This window comes from Sphingomonas sp. Y38-1Y, from assembly GCF_032391395.1.
In the GTDB taxonomy this organism is placed as follows: Bacteria; Pseudomonadota; Alphaproteobacteria; order Sphingomonadales; family Sphingomonadaceae; genus Sphingomonas.
On the sequence record NZ_CP135916.1, the window covers coordinates 493,007 to 509,598 of the forward strand.

General features: G+C 68.6%; 15 protein-coding genes. 9 read left to right on the forward strand and 6 right to left on the reverse strand.

Going from position 1 to position 16,592, the window contains the following annotated elements; genetic code table 11:
* Positions 1-33: 33 nt before the first annotated feature.
* The gene (locus RS883_RS02285; protein ID WP_409977374.1) at positions 34-1,560 is read left to right on the forward strand and encodes a S1C family serine protease; all 1,527 of its coding nucleotides are present in this window, start codon (positions 34-36) and stop codon (positions 1,558-1,560) included.
* Between the two features lie 64 nt (positions 1,561-1,624).
* The gene (locus RS883_RS02290; protein WP_315762262.1) at positions 1,625-3,142 is read left to right on the forward strand and encodes a hypothetical protein; all 1,518 of its coding nucleotides are present in this window, start codon (positions 1,625-1,627) and stop codon (positions 3,140-3,142) included.
* A 164-nt stretch (positions 3,143-3,306) separates the two neighbouring features.
* Here the strand turns inward: RS883_RS02290 and ada are convergent, their stop codons facing one another.
* Positions 3,307-4,341: a bifunctional DNA-binding transcriptional regulator/O6-methylguanine-DNA methyltransferase Ada gene (gene ada / locus RS883_RS02295; RefSeq protein WP_315762264.1), complete on the reverse strand. Its 1,035-nt coding sequence runs from the start codon at positions 4,339-4,341 to the stop codon at positions 3,307-3,309.
* 101 nt (positions 4,342-4,442) lie between these two features.
* On the opposite strand from ada, the gene RS883_RS02300 reads away from it, so the two are divergent.
* The gene (locus RS883_RS02300; protein ID WP_315762266.1) at positions 4,443-5,786 is read left to right on the forward strand and encodes an amidohydrolase; all 1,344 of its coding nucleotides are present in this window, start codon (positions 4,443-4,445) and stop codon (positions 5,784-5,786) included.
* Positions 5,783-6,346, forward strand: a complete 564-nt coding sequence (locus RS883_RS02305; protein WP_315762267.1) for a DUF3617 domain-containing protein — start codon at positions 5,783-5,785, stop codon at positions 6,344-6,346. The genes RS883_RS02300 and RS883_RS02305 overlap by 4 nt, the downstream gene beginning before the upstream one ends.
* Positions 6,347-6,433: 87 nt before the next feature.
* Here RS883_RS02305 and RS883_RS02310 read toward each other — a convergent pair whose 3' ends face one another.
* A complete protein-coding gene (locus RS883_RS02310) occupies positions 6,434-7,684 on the reverse strand; it encodes an MBL fold metallo-hydrolase (RefSeq protein ID WP_315762268.1) in 1,251 nt (416 codons plus the stop codon).
* A gap of 127 nt (positions 7,685-7,811) precedes the next feature.
* On the opposite strand from RS883_RS02310, the gene gor reads away from it, so the two are divergent.
* Positions 7,812-9,161, forward strand: coding sequence for a glutathione-disulfide reductase (gor, locus tag RS883_RS02315; protein ID WP_315762269.1), 1,350 nt, complete (start codon positions 7,812-7,814; stop codon positions 9,159-9,161).
* 115 nt (positions 9,162-9,276) lie between these two features.
* On the forward strand, positions 9,277-10,185 hold the full coding sequence (gene era, locus RS883_RS02320; RefSeq protein ID WP_315762270.1) for a GTPase Era: 909 nt from the start codon (positions 9,277-9,279) through the stop codon (positions 10,183-10,185).
* Between the two features lie 85 nt (positions 10,186-10,270).
* Here era and RS883_RS02325 read toward each other — a convergent pair whose 3' ends face one another.
* Together RS883_RS02325 and RS883_RS02330 are read right to left on the reverse strand one after the other, a co-directional pair.
* The gene (locus RS883_RS02325; RefSeq protein WP_315762271.1) at positions 10,271-10,996 is read right to left on the reverse strand and encodes an NAD-dependent deacylase; all 726 of its coding nucleotides are present in this window, start codon (positions 10,994-10,996) and stop codon (positions 10,271-10,273) included.
* Positions 10,997-11,231: 235 nt separating this feature from the next.
* Positions 11,232-11,705: a helix-turn-helix domain-containing protein gene (locus RS883_RS02330; protein WP_315762272.1), complete on the reverse strand. Its 474-nt coding sequence runs from the start codon at positions 11,703-11,705 to the stop codon at positions 11,232-11,234.
* 122 nt (positions 11,706-11,827) lie between these two features.
* Here RS883_RS02330 and RS883_RS02335 point away from each other — a divergent pair, with 122 nt between their 5' ends.
* The 3 genes from RS883_RS02335 (at position 11,828) to RS883_RS02345 (ending at position 14,741) form a co-directional block, all read left to right on the forward strand.
* Positions 11,828-12,121 (forward strand): CC_3452 family protein, encoded by a 294-nt coding sequence (locus tag RS883_RS02335; RefSeq protein WP_315762273.1) that lies wholly within the window; start codon positions 11,828-11,830, stop codon positions 12,119-12,121.
* 100 nt (positions 12,122-12,221) lie between these two features.
* Complete coding sequence (locus RS883_RS02340; protein WP_315762274.1) at positions 12,222-14,309, forward strand: bifunctional (p)ppGpp synthetase/guanosine-3',5'-bis(diphosphate) 3'-pyrophosphohydrolase; 2,088 nt, start codon at positions 12,222-12,224, stop codon at positions 14,307-14,309.
* Positions 14,310-14,360: 51 nt separating this feature from the next.
* The gene (locus RS883_RS02345) at positions 14,361-14,741 is read left to right on the forward strand and encodes a thioesterase family protein (RefSeq protein ID WP_315762275.1); all 381 of its coding nucleotides are present in this window, start codon (positions 14,361-14,363) and stop codon (positions 14,739-14,741) included.
* A 181-nt stretch (positions 14,742-14,922) separates the two neighbouring features.
* On the opposite strand, the gene RS883_RS02350 is transcribed toward RS883_RS02345, so the two are convergent.
* Both RS883_RS02350 and RS883_RS02355 read right to left on the reverse strand, forming a co-directional pair.
* Positions 14,923-15,324, reverse strand: coding sequence for an NIPSNAP family protein (locus tag RS883_RS02350; protein ID WP_315762276.1), 402 nt, complete (start codon positions 15,322-15,324; stop codon positions 14,923-14,925).
* Complete coding sequence (locus RS883_RS02355) at positions 15,321-16,571, reverse strand: dicarboxylate/amino acid:cation symporter (protein WP_315762277.1); 1,251 nt, start codon at positions 16,569-16,571, stop codon at positions 15,321-15,323. The genes RS883_RS02350 and RS883_RS02355 overlap by 4 nt, the downstream gene beginning before the upstream one ends.
* Between the last annotated feature and the right edge of the window lie 21 nt (positions 16,572-16,592).

Here is a 16,592-nt window from a genome sequence, read left to right on the forward strand (position 1 = left end):
GATTGAAGCGGCGCCATTCGACGGAGCCGAGCTTTGACGCGCATCCTCCTGCTTCTCGCGCTCCTGTTCGGCGCCATGCCGGCGCGCGCCGACGACATTTCCGCTGCGGCGCGCGGGGTCGTGCGCGTCGTCACCGTCGCGATGGCGGACGACGAGGTGGTGGGCTTCGGTCACGGATCGGGCTTTGCCGTGGCGCCCAATCGCGTCGTCACCAACGCGCATGTCGTCGAGCTTGCCGCGCAATATCCCGACAATGTCGTCATCGGCATCGTGCCCAGCGAGGGCGAGCGGTCGGTGCAGGGCCGGCTGATCGCGGTCGATCCCGCGCGCGACCTGGCGCTGATCGAGTTCGGCGAGGTGCGCCTGCCGCCGCTGGCGATCTATTCCGGCCCGGTCGAGGATGGCGAGGCGCTGGTCTCTCTCGGCTATCCCGGCAATGTCGACCTCGCCACCGCGCGGTCCGCCGCCGACTTCATCCGCCCGCTGTCGCCGGTGCGCAGCCAGGGCAATTATTCGGGCGCGCGCAGCCTGGGCGGCACGCAGGTGCTGCTTCACACCGCCGGCATCGCCCGCGGCAATTCGGGCGGGCCGCTGCTCGACCGGTGCGGGCGCGTCATCGGCGTCAATTCGGCGATCACGCGCGCCGACGATGGCGATGCGGGCTTCGGCTTTGCGATCGCCGATGCCGAGCTGATGGCCTTCCTGCGCGAGGCGGGGCAGTCGGTGGCGAGCGTCGGCGCGCCCTGCACCAGCATCGAATCGCAGCTCGCCAGCGAGCGCGACGCCGATGCGCGCACCGCCGCCGCCGAGGCGGCGGCCGCGCGCGAAACCGCCGAGAAGAACGCCGCCGCCCGCGCCCAGGCGATCGAGGACGCGCGCGAGGCGAACGAGCGCACGCGCGAGAACTTCCTGGGCATCGCCGCGCTGCTGCTCGTCGTCGGTGCGCTCGCCGTGGGTGGCGGCGGAATGCTTTATCAGCGCGGCAAGCAGCGCGAGGCGATCTGGGCGGGCGCGGGCGGTGCGGCGCTGATGCTCGCCGCGGTGCTCGTCTTCCTGCTGCGGCCCGCCTTTGACCCCGAGCGCGCCGAAGCGAGCGCGCGGGCGACCGCCCCCACGCCGACGCCGAGCGCCACCAGCGGCGATCCGACTGCCGCGATCGGCGCGCTTGCATGCACGATCGACCCCGCGCGCAGCCGCGTCACCGTGTCCGCGACCGACGACGTCGCACTCGACTGGGGCGCGGACGGCTGCGTCAACGGACGCACCCAATATGCCGAGGCGGGGCGACGCTGGGCGCGCATCCTCGTCCCCGATGGCGAGCAGACGGTGTCGCTGCTGGAGTTCGATCCGGCCAGCCGCACTTACACCAACACGCGCTACCTTTTGTCGGCGCAGCGGATGACCGAGGCCCGGGCGCTGCGAAAGGAAGTGCAGCTCAAGCAGTGCAGCACCGATCAGGCTGCGCGCGCATCGCTCGCCAGCCAGCAATCGGCTATCCGCGCGGCGCTCCCGCAGCTGCCCAACGAGCGCCTCGTCTATCGCTGCCGGGCGGCGCGCTGATCCCTCTTTTCGACCGCAAATTGCTGGCTTAGCATCGCACCCGGGGAACCGAGGGGAGCGGGTGATGCGGTGGCTGGCGTGGCTGGTGGCGTTCTGGGCGGCGACGGGCGCCGCGCATGCCGAATGGTATGAGGCGAGCGGACCGAACGTCCGCGTCTTTGCCGAGGGACGCGCCGCCGATGCGCAGAAGCTCGCCGAGCAGATCGAGCGCTTCGACGCGGCGCTCCGCTATGTCCGCAACCTGCCGCCGGGCAGCACGAACCCGGCGGGACGGCTCAAGGTCTATGTGCTGCGCAGCGTCGACAGCGTGGCCAAACTGGCGGGACGGGCGTCGACCGCGGGCTTCTATGTCGCGCGGCCCGGCGGGTCGATGATCTTCGTTCCCGCAAAAGCCGGGTTCGGCAGCAACTTGGACATCAACGCTCAGGTCGTCCTGCTTCACGAATACACGCACCATTTCATGTTTCGGAATTATGCCAACGCCTATCCCGCCTGGCTGGCGGAGGGCTATGCTGAGTTCCACTCGACCGCGCGGTTCGAGGATGACGGTTCGGTGCTGTTCGGGATGCCCGCCGATCACCGCGCGTGGGAGATCTTCGCCGGTGAACGCGTACCGATGGCGAAGCTCATTGACCCCATGTCGAACAAGCTGCCGATGGAGGCGATTTACGGCCGCGGCTGGCTGCTGACGCACTACCTGCATTTCGAGGAGACGCGGAAGGGTCAGCTCGGCGCCTATATCCGGGCCGTCAATGCGGGGAAAACGGGGTCAGACGCGGGCGAGGCAGCGTTCGGTGACTTGCGCAAGCTCGACCGCGAGCTCGACGTCTATGCCAAGAAGCGGCTGACCGGGCTCAAGGTGCAGGCGGTGGCGATCAAGCCGGGGGCGGTGACGCTGCGCACGATGGGACCGGCGGAGGCGGCGGCAATGCCGATCCACATCGTCTCGACCCGCGGCGTCGATGCCGACCAGGCCAAGGACCTGCTGCCGCGAGCGCGCCGGGCACTCCATCCCTTTTCGCAGGATGCGTTCGCACAGGGCGTGCTGGCAGAGGCCGAGTTCGATGCCGGCAATCTCGACGAGGCGATGGCGGCGGCGACGCGCGCGGTGGCAGCCGACCCAAAGGCGCGGCAGGGTCATGTCTATCAGAGCATGGTGCTGGCGGCGAAGGCGCGCGCGGCCAAGGATACGAGCACAGAGACGCTGCGCGCGATCCGCGCGCCGCTGTTCAAGGCCAACCGGCTCGACCCCGACGATCCGCTGCCGATGATGATGCTCTATCAGACCTATGTTGAGACTGGCCGCGACGTCCCGCCCGACGCCAGCAAGGCGATCCTCTATGCGCAGAAGCTCGCGCCGGAAGTCGGGGAGCTGCGGATGCTTGCCGCCGCCGAGTACCTGGGTGCGGACAATGTAGACGCGGCACGCACGCTGATCGCCCCGCTCGCTTACAACGCGCATGGCGGCGGCGGCGAACAGATGCGCGCCTTCATGGCGGCGCTCGACGCCAAGGACGCGGCGCGCGCGCGGAAGCTGCTGGTCGATGGGCCGCGCAAGGACGCGGAGAACAAGAAGGATTGAGGGGGCCGCCTCCTCGCATGAGGCATCCAAGGTCCTCCCCTGCAAGGGGAGGGGGCCATGCGCAGCATGGTGGAGGGGTATCGCGCTTTCGAGAGGTCGCTACCCCTCCACCACCGCTTCGCGGCGGTCCCCCTCCCCCTCCGGGGTAGGATCTTGGACCTTCACTACTCCCGGTCGACAACGCCCTCGCGCCGGCGCAGCACGCGCTTGCGGTCGATGCCATAGGCATAGCCGCCCATCGTCCCGTCGCTGCGCGTCACGCGGTGACAGGGGATGACCACCGCGACGTTGTTCGCGCCGCACGCCGACCCCGCCGCGCGCACCGCGCCCGGTCGCCCGACCTCGGCCGCGAGCTCCGCATAGCTCAGCGTACCGCCCGCGGGGATGCGGCGAAGCGCCTGCCACACCGCTTCCTGGAATGCGGTGCCGGCGACGTCGAGCGGCAGGTGCGGGTCGCGCCCGGGCGTCTCCACCTCCGCGACCACGCGCGCGGCGAGGTCGGCGAGCGCATCGCCGCCCTCGACAATGTCGGCGCGGGGAAAGCGCGCGGCGAGCGTGGCGGCGTCCTCCTCGAACGAGACGCGGCACAGCCCTTTGTCGGTCGCGGCGATCAGCATTGGGCCCAGGCTCGTCTCGGCGACGGTCCAGCGGATCGTCACCCCCTCGCCGCCGCGCACCCAGGCGCTCGGCGCCATGCCCAGCCGCCCCTTGGCCTCGTCGTAGAAGCGGCTCGGCCCCGAATAGCCGGCCCGGTAGATGGCGTCGGTCACATGATCCTCCTCGCTCAGCGCCGTCGCCGCGCGATCGGCTCGCCGTCCGCGCGCATAGGCAGCGGGGGTGACGCCCAGCGCGCGCTTGAACAGCCGGTGGAAATGGTGCGGCGCATAGCCGACGTGATCGGCCAGTGTCTCCAGTGACGGCGGCGCCCCGGCCGCGTCGATCATCGCGATCGCCGCGGTGACCGCGACGCGGTCGCGTGCCGCCTCGTCAGGCTTGCAGCGCAGGCATGCGCGATAGCCCGCCGCCACCGCCCCCGCGCCATCGGCGAAGAAGCGCACATGCTCGCGCCGCGGCCGCCGCGCGGGGCAGGAGGGGCGGCAATAGATGTGCGTCGTCGTCACTGCGACGACGAACCGCTCGTCCGCGTTACGATCGCGCGCCTCGAACGCGGCCCATGCCTGATCGTCGGTGAGGTCCATGGCCTTGGTCTAGCGCGTCGCGCGGTGCCCCGCATCCCGCCGCTTGCGGTCAAAGCGTCGCTCCGCCTAGTCTCCCGCCAACCAAGGGGGATGTCCTGACCATGCGTAACCTGCTTCTCGCCGCCGCGGCGTTGTCGATCGCCGCGCCCGCCGCCGCTGCCGAGCCCGATTATGCCGCCGCCGTCCGCGCCGACTACAAGGCGGAGCTGGCGGCGATGTTCGACTGGTTCCACCGCAATCCGGAGCTGAGCTTCAAGGAGACCAAGACCGCCGCGCGCATGGCCGCCGAGCTGCGCAAGGTGCCGGGGATGCAGGTGACCGAGGGCGTGGGCGGGACTGGCGTCGTCGGCGTGCTCAAGAACGGCAGCGGTCCGGTGGTGCTGGTCCGCGCGGACATGGACGGGCTGCCGGTTGAGGAGAAGTCGGGGCTCGCCTATGCGTCCAAGGCGCGGCAGGTCGGCATCGACGGGATCGAAGCGCCGGTAATGCACGCCTGCGGTCACGACACGCACATCACCGCGATGGTCGGCACTGCGCGGCGGCTGGCGGCGCTGAAGGATCGCTGGAACGGCACGCTCGTCTTCATCGTCCAGCCCGCCGAGGAGCGGGTGGGCGGCGCCGCGGCGATGGTCAAGGACGGGCTCTATACCCGCTTCCCCAAGCCGGCGGTCGCGCTCGCCTTCCACGTCGCGTCCGAACTCGCCGCGGGCAAGGTCTCCGCTGCCGAGGGCATCCAATATTCCTCGTCTGACTCGGTCGACATTACCGTTCCCGGTGTCGGCGCGCACGGCGCCAGCCCGCACATGGGCAAGGACCCGGTCTACATGGCCTCGCAGCTCGTCATCGCGCTGCAGGGCCTCATCAGCCGCGAGCAGCAGCCGTTGAAGCCCGGCGTCATCACCGTCGGATCGTTCCATTCGGGCCTAAAGCACAACATCATCTCGGACGAGGCCAAGCTCCAGGTCACCGTCCGCGCCAATGACGAGGAAGAGCGTGCACGGCTGATCGCCGGGATCAAGCGCGTGGCGCGCGGCGTCGGCGAAATGAACGGCATGCCCGCCGACAAGATGCCCGTCGTCACCGTGACGGAGGGGACGCCGACGACGATCAACGACGCCGCGCTCGCGCGCCGCCTCAACGGGACGATGGTTCAGGCGCTGGGGGCGGCCAACGTCGTCCCCTTTGAACAGAAGGGGATGGGGGCCGAGGACTTCGCCTATCTCGTCCAGCCCGATACCGGGGTGAAGGGCTATTATTTCGCGGTCGGCGGCACCCCGCAGGCGGCGATCGACGCAGCGGCGCGCGGCGGGCCACCGGTGCCCTCGCATCACTCGCCCTTGTTCAAAATCGCCCCGGAACCTGCGATCGTCACCGGCACGATCGCGATGACCGCCGCCGTTCTCGACCTTATGAAGCCGGGCGCAGGCGGGAGTGCGGGCCAGTGAAGCGCCTGATCCCCTTTGCGCTCCTGTCGCTCGCCGGCTGCGGCGGGCAGAGCACGACCGACAGCGCTGCAAGCAGCGGCGAGATCGAGGTGACCAACGCCAGCGTGGCGGAGGTCGCGGCGCAGACCCAGGCGGCAGGCGCGCAGATGCGCTTCGAACCCGGCCAGTGGCGCACCACGGTGGAGGTGGTCGAGGCCGAGGTCCCCGGCCTGCCGCCCGCCATGGCCGAGGAGATGAAGCGGCGGATGCTCGCCAAGTCGAGCGTGTCGAGCTGCATGACGCCCGAACAGGCCGCCAAGCCGAACGAGGACCTGTTCGCCGGCCAGCAGGGCGGCTGCCGCTTCGACCGCTTCGTCATGAAGGATGGCCGAGTCGATGCAGCAATGACGTGCAAAGGCGACGGCCAAGGAAACGGTCAGGCCAAGATCCTGATGACCGGCAGCTTTTCCAAGACCCGCTTCGAAATGGAGAACCGGATCGAGGCGACCGGACCGAACGCGCAGGCGGCGATGCGCATGCGTTCGCGCGTGACGGGCGAGCGGACGGGGAATTGCGCCTAGGGAACGTTGTTCGACAAGCTCAAGCCGAACGGGGTAGTTTCAGCCGTTCGTGCTGAGCCTGTCGAAGCACGTGGGAAGGTACCACCCTCAGCGCAGCGCCGTCACCGCCGGCGTGCGCGCGCAGGCGGCGAGCCGCGCCTCGTCAAGCGTGCCGGGGGTGGCGGTGAGCGGCGGCACGTCGAACGGCCGGCCGATCTCGCGCCGGGTGAAGCGGTCGGCGGGCTGGCCGGCGCACTGCATCAGCAGCCTCAGCATTGTCGGCGGCGTGTCCCGCGCCTCGGCCGACAGCTTGAACGTGCCCCAGTGGATCGGCAGCGCCGCCGGCCGGCCAAGCCGATCCCAGACGCGCACCGCCTCCCGCGGGCCGATATGACTGCCCGTCCCCATCTCGCCGGGCTGGAAGCGGAAGGCGCCGACGGGGATCAGCGCCAGCCGGATCGGGCCGATCGCGGCGGCCTCACGCGGCCAGTTGCCGTCGCCAAAACCGGTATCGCCGGCGAAGAACAGGTTGCCGCCGGGAAGCTCGATCACGAACGCCGACCATAGCGCGCGGTTGCGATCCGCGAACCAGCGGCTGCCCCAATGATGGTTGCGCACGACATGGACGCGGACGGGCGCGGGCGCAAAGCCCCCGGCACTCACGCGTGGCCGGTCTGCGACCGGCACCGCATGGCCCCAGTCGAGCTCGGTCGCGTCGATCCCCGCCGATCGCAGGATCGCCCCGTTGCCCAGGCTGGTGACGATCGTCGGCCGGTCTCGGTCCCACAATTCCTTGAGCGTCGCGAGGTCGAGATGGTCATAATGATTGTGGCTGATGACGATCAGGTCGATCTTGGGCAGGTCGGCGATGGCGATGCCGGGCGCGGTCGTGCGCGTCGGCCCGAAGCCAAGCGGCCCAGCACGCGTGGACCAGACGGGATCGGTCAGGATGTTGAGCGCCGGCGTTTCCACCAGCACGCTGGCATGCCCCACCCAGGTCGCGCGCATCGGCATCGCCGCGATCTCGGCCGGGCGCGCGGGCATGAACTGGATCGGCGTCGGATAGGGTTGGAGCAGCTCGCCGGAGGTTGCCGAGCGCACCGGCACGCTCACCGGCCACGCCGCCTCGCCCTCGCCGCTCAAGCGACGCCACAGGAAACCCGCGCGATTGCCGCCGCCGGGCACGCGCCCCGCATCGTCGCCGCCAGGATTGAAGAAGCGCTCACCGTCGAAATGGCCGCTTTCCGGCCCCTGATAATAGCGGCGGTCGAGGAAGGTCGGCACGATCGTCGCGGCAAGGCACGCGCCCGCTACCAGCCACAGCAGCACGCCCGCCATCCAGCCTGCCACCCGCCGCATCGTTCCTCCTGATCCAGACTGCGCTCTACGGTCCCGGCCCCCCGGCGGTTCCGGCGCGAAAATCTTTGTCGCCCGCGCGCTCCGCCCCTATCTCGCGCACAACCGGTTATCGAGAAGGAAGCGCGCCTTGGCCCAATACGACTATGACCTGTTCGTGATCGGCGCCGGGTCGGGCGGCACGCGCGCGGCGCGCGTCTCGGCCGCTTACGGCGCGCGGGTTGCGGTCGCCGAGGAATATCGCGTCGGCGGCACCTGCGTCATTCGCGGCTGCGTGCCCAAGAAGCTGCTCGTCTATGGCGCGCATTTCGCCGAGGATCTGCGCGATGCGCGCCATTTCGGCTGGGACGTGCCGTCCGACTGCGCCTTTACCTGGGCGCGGCTGCGCGACAACGTGCTGGCGGAGGTCGACCGCATCAACGGCGCCTATACGCAGACGATCGAGTCGAGCGGCGCGGAGATCATCCACCAGCGCGCGACGATCGCCGGCCCGCACGAGGTGAAGCTCGCCGATGGCCGTACCGTCACCGCCGAGCGCATCCTGATCGCCACCGGCGCGACGCCTCAGGTGCCGAGCTGCCCCGGCCACGAACACGGCATCACCTCGAACGAGGCGTTTCACCTGGACGCAGTGCCCGAGCGCATCCTGATCGCCGGTGCCGGCTATATCGCCAACGAGTTCGCGGGCGTGTTCCACCAGCTTGGCGCCCACGTCACGCTCATCAACCGCACCGACGTGATCCTGCGCGGCTATGACGAGCAGGTCCGCGATCGATTGCTCCAGATTTCGACCGCCAAGGGCATCCAGTTCCGCTTCAACGCCGAGTTCCGCGGGATCGAGAAACAGGCGGACGGCTGCCTCAAGGTCGAGATGACCAACCACGAGCCGCTCACCGTCGACATGGTGATGTTCGCGACCGGCCGTGTGCCCAATACCGGCGGACTGGGGCTGGAGCGCGCGGGCGTCGAGTGGGACGACAAGGGCGCGATCAAGGTCGATGACGACAATCGCACCACCTGCGACAGCATCTTCGCGGTCGGCGACGTCACCAACCGCATCCAGCTGACCCCCGTCGCGATCCGCGAGGGACAGGCGTTCGCCGACACCTTCTATGGCAACAAGCCGACCAGGGTCGATTACGACTGCATCCCCAGCGCGGTGTTCAGCCACCCGCCGATCGCCGGCGTCGGCCTGACCGAGGTGCAGGCGCGCCAGAAACACGGGTCGGTCAAAGTCTATCACTCCGACTTCCGCCCGATGAAGAACGTGCTTGCCGGCCGCAACGAGCGCGCGCTCTACAAGATGGTGTGCGACGGCGATTCGGATAAAATCCTGGGCATCCACATGATCGGCCCCGACGCGCCGGAGATTCTTCAGTCCGCCGCGGTGGCAGTGAAGGCCGGACTGACCAAGGCGGCCTTCGATGCGACGGTGGCGCTCCATCCGACGATGGCGGAGGAACTCGTTCTCCTCAAATGAACCGTCACCTCGGACTTGATCCGGGGTCCCGCTTCTTCTTCCGTCGTCGAAAGGCAGCGGGACCCCGGGTCAAGCCCGGGGTGACGAACCTTCGAGGGTGCGCTAACGCCCACCCATGACCGAAATCCAAGAATCGACCCGCTGCGGCCTCGTCGCCGTGGTGGGGGCGCCCAATGCGGGCAAGTCGACGCTGGTCAATGCGCTGGTCGGCCAGAAGGTCGCGATCGTCAGCCCCAAGGCGCAGACGACGCGCGTGCGGCTGATGGGCATCGCCATCGACGGGCCGACGCAGCTCCTGCTCGTCGACACACCCGGCCTGTTCGATCCCAAGCGCCGACTGGACCGCGCGATGGTCTCGGCGGCGTGGGAAGGGGCCGAGGGCGCCGACGCGATCGCGCTGGTCGTCGATGCCAAGGGTGGGCTGCCGGAAAAGGTGCTGACGATCGTCGACCGGCTGGCGTCGCGGTCGGAGCCCAAGCTGCTCATCCTCAACAAGGTCGACCTGGCCGACAAGCCGCGCCTGCTCCTTCACGCGCAGCGGCTGAACGAGCGGCTGGCGTTCGACGAGATCTTCTTCGTCTCGGCAACGACGGGCGACGGCATCCCCGAGCTCAAGGCGGCGCTGTCGGCGCGCATGCCCGAGGGGCCGTGGCACTTCCCCGAGGACCAGGTCAGCGACGCCACCGACCGGATGCTCGCCGCCGAGGTGACGCGCGAGCAGCTCTATCTCCAGCTCCACGCCGAGCTCCCGTATGAAAGCGCGGTCGAGACCGAGCGCTATTCGGAGCGCGACGACGGATCGGTCGAAATCCACCAGCAGATCCTGGTCGAGCGCGACACCCAGCGTGCGATCGTGCTCGGCAAGGGCGGCGCCCGCATCAAGGACATCGGCGCCAAGGCCCGCGCCGAGCTGTCGCGGATCATGGGCGTGCCCGTGCACCTCTACCTCCACGTCAAGGTGAAGCCCGGCTGGGACGAGGATCGCGGCCTCTATCGCGACATCGGGCTGGATTGGGTGGAGTGAGCCACCCTCTTACCCCTTCGTCATCCCGGACTTGATCCGGGATCCCGCTGCCTTTCAAGTGCAAAAGAAGAAGGGGGACTCCGGATCAAGTCCGGGGTGACGTTCTGCGCTGTGAAGCCAGCACCGCCTCCACCCACACCGGCACCAGCTCGCTCGCCCGCCCCATCCGGCTTTCCTCGAACAGAAAGCTGCCCTGCGACGGCTCCAGGTTGATCTCCAGCGTCGCCGCGCCCCAGTGCCTCGCGGTCTGGACGAAGCCGGCGGCGGGATAGACTGCGCCCGAGGTGCCGATCGACACGAACAGGTCGCACATCGCCAGCGCACGCTCGATGCGCTCCATCTGGTACGGCATCTCGCCGAAGAAGACGATGTCCGGCCGCATCGCCGGCGCGCCGCAATCGGGGCAGCGCGTACCCGGCGGCAGCTCGCCCGCCCACGGCCGAGCGGCGCCGCACGCCGCGCACAGCGCCGACTGGAGCTCGCCATGCATGTGCAGCATCCGCGTGGCGCCTGCCCGCTCGTGAAGGTCGTCGACATTCTGCGTGACGATCAGGAGCTCGCCCGGCCACTCGGCATCCAGCCGCGCGAGCGCGCAGTGCGCCGGGTTCGGTTCGACCGCCGCCAGTGCTGCCCGACGGAGATCGTAGAAGCGGTGTACCAGCCCCGGATCGCGCGCGAGCGCCTCGGGTGTGCAAACGTCCTCGACCCGGTGACCTTCCCACAAGCCCCCCGGCCCGCGGAAAGTGGCGATCCCGCTCTCCGCGGAGATCCCGGCGCCGGTGAGGACGACGATATTGGGGTGGTCGGTCATGGGGCTGGTCTAGCAGCCGGGGGGCGAATGCGCATCGATCCTCGATCAATCCGTTCGTGCTGAGTAGCGGCCGAGTAGCCGCGCAGCGGCGTATCGAGGTCGCGTATCGAAGTACCGTCCCGCGCGCCAAAGCCCTTCGATACGCCGTCTCGATACGCCCTACGGGCTACTCGACGGCTACTCAGGACGAACGGGTGGGACAAGTTGAGAGGACAAGCAAACCGAGCTTGAACCCCTACTCCGCCGCCTTCGCGCCGACCTCTTCCGGCAGCGCCCAAAGCAGGTCGTGGGTCGTCAGTGCGCGGCCATCATGGCTCATGACGCGGACGGGGGCGACGGGGCGGTGATCGCGGGCGTCGACGAGGACGGGAGCGATGCGCCCGGTCAGCTCATGGCGCTCGCCCCATTGACGCAGCGCCACCAGTGTCGGGAGCAGGTCCTTGCCCTTGTCGGTGAGGCGGTATTCGACCTTGCGCCGGTCGTCGTCGCAGGGACGCCGCTCCAGGATGCCGTGGCCGACCAGCCGGCCGAGCCGGTTGGCGAGGATGTTGCGTGCGATGCCGAGCTCCGACTGGAACTCCTCGAAATGGCGAAGGCCGTTGAAGCTGGCGCGCAGGATCAGAAAAGACCAGCGCTCGCCCATCGCCTCGAGCGCGGCCGGCAGGCTGCAATTCTCGGTGAGCTGACGCAGCGGTTCGCGCAATCCCATCGTCTGATCCTAAACCAAATGCGCGCGCAGGCAAAGGACACCAAACTCAGTTTCAGATTGCAACCTTACGGCCTTGAAGATAAGTAGCGATTCGCAACCTTGTTGTGAACGGGAGATCCTTCATGCTGCGCTTCCTTGCTGCCGCGTCGCTCGCGCTCGTCGCCACGCCCGCTCTGGCGGAGAGCTATTATGCCGCTGTGCCGACCAACGCGCCCGCCAAGGCATCTATCGTCACGCGCAGCACGATCTGGAAGTGCAATGCCGGCACCTGTGCCGCGGCGAAGGCGGGGTCGCGCGATGCGATCATGTGCGAGCTCCTGGTGCGGGAGGTCGGACCGCTCCAGCGCTTCGCCGTCGAGGGCGCCGAGTTCGACGCGGCGGCGCTCGAAAAATGCAACGCACGCGCCCGAAGCTGATCCGCGGTTGTGACTTCCGCGCCACTCGCCAGCGCAACCGCGCCGCGAGTGGCGGCCAAGACCGTTGCAATTGCGCACCCTCTCGCCCCAAATAGGCGAAGTGCTGCGGCAATATGAATTGGTCGACCGGGTCCTGAGCTACGACCCCGATGCGGACGAGGCGCTGCTCAACCGCGCCTATGTCTTTTCCATGCACGCGCATGGCAGCCAGAAGCGCGCAAACGGCGACCCCTATTTCAGCCACCCGATCGAGGTGGCGGGCATTCTGACCGACCTGCGGCTGGACGACGAGACGATCGCGACCGCGATCCTCCACGACACGATCGAGGATACGGTCGCGACTCCGGAGGAGATCCAGTCGAAGTTCGGCCCTTCGGTCGCGCGGCTGGTCGACGGCGTCACCAAGCTGTCGAAGATCGAGGCGCAGAGCGAGAGCGAGCGCGCCGCGGAGAACCTGCGCAAGTTCCTGCTGGCGATGTCGGACGACATCCGCGTGCTGCTGGTCAAGCTCGCCGACCGGCTGCACAACATGCGCACGCTCAAGTTCATCCCCAAGCCTGAGAAGCGGCGGCGGATCGCGCGCGAGACGATGGACATCTATGCGCCGCTCGCCGAGCGAATCGGCATGTACGAGTTCATGAAGGAGATGCAGACGCTCGCCTTCCGGGAGCTCGAGCCCGAGGGTTACGAATCGATCACGCGTCGGCTGGAGGCCATGCAGGCCGGCGACAGCGATCGCATCGCCAAGATCGGCGACAGCATCCGGCAGGCGCTGAGCCGCGCAGGCATCGAGGCCGAGGTGACGGGGCGCGAGAAGCACCCCTATTCGATATGGAAGAAGATGTCGGAGCGGCACGTCAGCCTGGACCAGCTGTCCGACATCATGGCCTTCCGCGCGATCGTGAAGAGCGAGGAGGAATGTTATCGCGCGCTCGGGGTGATTCACCGCAAGTGGCCGCTCGTGCCGGGCCGCTTCAAGGACTATATCTCGACACCCAAACGCAACGGCTATCGCTCGCTCCACACCAGCGTCATCCATTCGGGCGACAACCGAATCGAGATCCAGATCCGGACCGAGGCGATGCACGCCCAGGCCGAACACGGCCTCGCCGCGCACTGGGCCTACAAGCAGAAGGAAGTGCGGCCCGACACGCAGGTGCGCTGGATCCAGGACCTGGTCGAGATCCTCGACAATGCCGAGAGCCCCGAAGAGCTGCTCGAGCATACGCGCATGGCGATGTACCAGGATCGCATCTTTGCGTTCACGCCGCGCGGCGAGCTCGTCCAGCTGCCCAAGGGCGCGACGCCGATCGACTTTGCCTATGACGTCCATACCGATCTGGGCGATCAGGCGGTGGGCGCCAAGATCAACGGCCGCGTGGTGCCGCTGCGCACGGAGATCGAGAATGGCGACCAGGTCCAGATCCTCCGGTCCAAGGCGCAGACGCCGCAGCCGAACTGGCTGAACTTCGCGATCACCGGCAAGGCGCGCGCGGCGATCCGCCGCCACCTTCGCCACAAGGAGCGCGAGGAGGGTGTTGCGCTCGGCCGCAAGCTCTATGACGACATCGTCGCGCGGCTGCCGGTGCCGCTCGGCGTGGATGCGCTGACCGGGGCCCTGCGCCGGCTGCACCTCGCCGATGAGGCCGCGCTGATGATCGCGATCGCGCATCAGCGGCTGACCGACGCGCAGGTGATGGAAGCGCTGATGCCGGGTTCGGCGGAGGACGCCGACACCGCGATGCCGCCGCAGCGCCAGGCGATCTCGATCAAGGGGCTGACGCCGGGTGTCGCTTTCGACCTTGCCGAATGCTGCCGCCCGGTGCCGGGCGACCGCATCGTCGGGGTGCGCCGGCCCGGCCAGCCGATCCAGGTCCACGGCATCGCCTGTCCGATGCTGGGCGAAACCGAGGATGCCGACTGGGTCGACATCGCCTGGGGCGACAAGGCCGAGGGCGGGACGGCGCGCGTCGCGGTGACGCTGAAGAACGAGCCCGGGTCGCTCGGCGCGATCGCGTCGATCATCGGCGCGCACAAGGCGAACATCCTGGGCTTACGCCTCGACAACCGCGACACCACCTTCCACACCAACACCATCGACCTGGAAGTGCGCGACGCCGCGCATCTGATGAAGCTGCTCGCGGCATTGCGCGCCGCCGACGCCGTGAGTGCGGCCGACCGAGCCTGACGGTCCGGCTTTGCAATTGACATGGGTGTCAGCAAGGCGCAGCGTGCTGCAATGCACCAGCACGAAGTCACGATCGCGCCCGGCGACATCGACCATATGGGGCATGTCAACAATGCCGTGTACCTGAACTGGGTTCAGGAGGCGGTCGTCGCCTATTGGGAAAAGGTCGCGCCGGCGGAGGCGGTCGCCCGACACCTGTGGGTCGCGCTGAAGCACGAGATCACCTATCGCCGGCCCGCCTTCCTCGAGGACGCGGTGGTCGCGACGGTGATCGCCGAGCGGGTCGAGGGCGCGCGCGCGATGTTCACGACGCTGATCCGCCGCGGCGAGGAAGTGCTGGTCGAGGTGCAGTCGAGCTGGTGCGCGCTCGACACCGACACGCGCCGGCCGGTGCGGGTGGCGAAGGATCTGGTGCGGCGGTTTTTGGGCTAACGTTGCGCCAGCGCAGGCGGAAGCCCAGCCTTTCCCTCACGTCATCCCGGCCTTGAGCCGGGATCCCGCTTCTTCTTCTCATCGTTGGCGGAAAAGCGGGACCCCGGATCAAGTCCGGGGTGACGATGCATAGGTGTAGCCCGGCCCTTAGCTGGACCCCGGCCTTCGCCGGGGTACGACATCAGAATCGGATCGCCGGCGAGTAATCGGCCTGCGTCATGAAGATGCTGTCGACCTTCTCGACCAGCTTGCCGTTCGCTTCCGACGCCGCGGCCACCTTCTTCCACTCGGGATCGGCGCCGAACGCCGCCCAGCTGGCGTCGCGCGCGGCGCGGCTGGGATAGGCGAGGACATAGACGACGCGCCCGCCGGGCGACTTCTCGTTCGGCTGCTCGACCCAATAGGCGACGTTCTTCATCCCGTGCCGCTCGAACAGCTTGAGCGTGTGCCCCCGGAAACGTGCATTGAGTGCGTCGAGCTTCCCGGGTGCGGCGTGATAGATGCGCAGCTCATACGTCGCCGTCTTCGGATCGAGCGCGGGCGCCGCTTGCGCGATCGCGAGGGGGATGAGGGCAACGATCATCGGTGGGTCTTCTCCTGTGGGTCGCCGCGTCCCGCGACCATCGTCGCGATGGCGAGGTCGCCGGTGACGTTGAGCATGGTGCGGCACATGTCGAGGAAGCGGTCGACGCCCAGGATCAGCCCGATCGCGACCGGCGGCACGCCGACGCTCGCCAGGATGATGGCGACGACCGGCAGCGATCCGGCGGGCACGCCCGCGGTGCCGATGCCGCCGAGGATACAGACCGCCATGACGCTCGCCTGCTGCGCCAAGCTGAGCTCGACGCCGAAGAACTGCGCAAGGAAGATGACCGCCACCCCCTCGAACATCGCGGTGCCGTTCTGGTTGGCGGTGGCGCCGATCGTCAGGACGAAGCGCGCGATCTTGCGCGGCAGCTTGAGCTCGTGCTCAGCCGCAGACAGCGCGGCGGGGAGGGTGGCGTTGGAGGAGGCGGTCGAGAACGCCATCAGCATCGGCGCCTGCACGCCCTTGAAGAAGCCGATCGGCCCGCGCCCCGCGAACAGCCAGACGCCGAGCGGATAGACGACCAGCATCTGGAGCAGCAGCGCGCCGATCACCGTGCCGACGAACGCGCCCAGCCGCACGAGAACGTCGGCCCCGAACTCGGCGGTCAGGTTGAACATGAAGCAGAACACCGCGATCGGCGCGAGGCGAATGACGAAGCCGATCAGCGTGAGCGTGACCTCGAGCAGCCCCTCGATCGCCGATTGCAGCGTCGCCGTCTTCTCGCCGCGCGCAACGACCAGGCCGATGCCGAAGGCGAGCGCGAACACCATCACGGCAAGGATGTCGTCGTCGGCGGCGGCGCGGACGACGTTGGACGGGATGATCGCGAGCGCGCTTTCCATGCCGCCGGGCGCCTGGCGCGACTGGCTGACGATCGCGCCCGCGCCTTCCTTGGCGCTTTCCAGCATCGCCTTGGCCGTCGCGGGATCGACGCCATCGCCGGGGCGGACCAGATTGACCAGCACCAGCGCGATCACGACCGACAGGGTCGAGAGCACGAGCGTGAAGATCAGCGTCCGCACCCCGACACGCCGCAGCGAGGCGAGGTCGCCCATCTCGGTCACGCCCGTCACCAGCGCCGCAAACAGCAGCGGGATGACGAGCATGAACAGCAGGCGAAGGAAGATCTGGCCGAGTGGCCCGGTGACATAGGTCGTCACCGCCTCCACCCAGCCCGCACCTTCCGCCGCCCAGTTGGCGAGGAGGCCGAGGGCAAGGCCGAGGATCAGCCCCGCCAGCATCTGAAGATGCAGCGGGAAGCG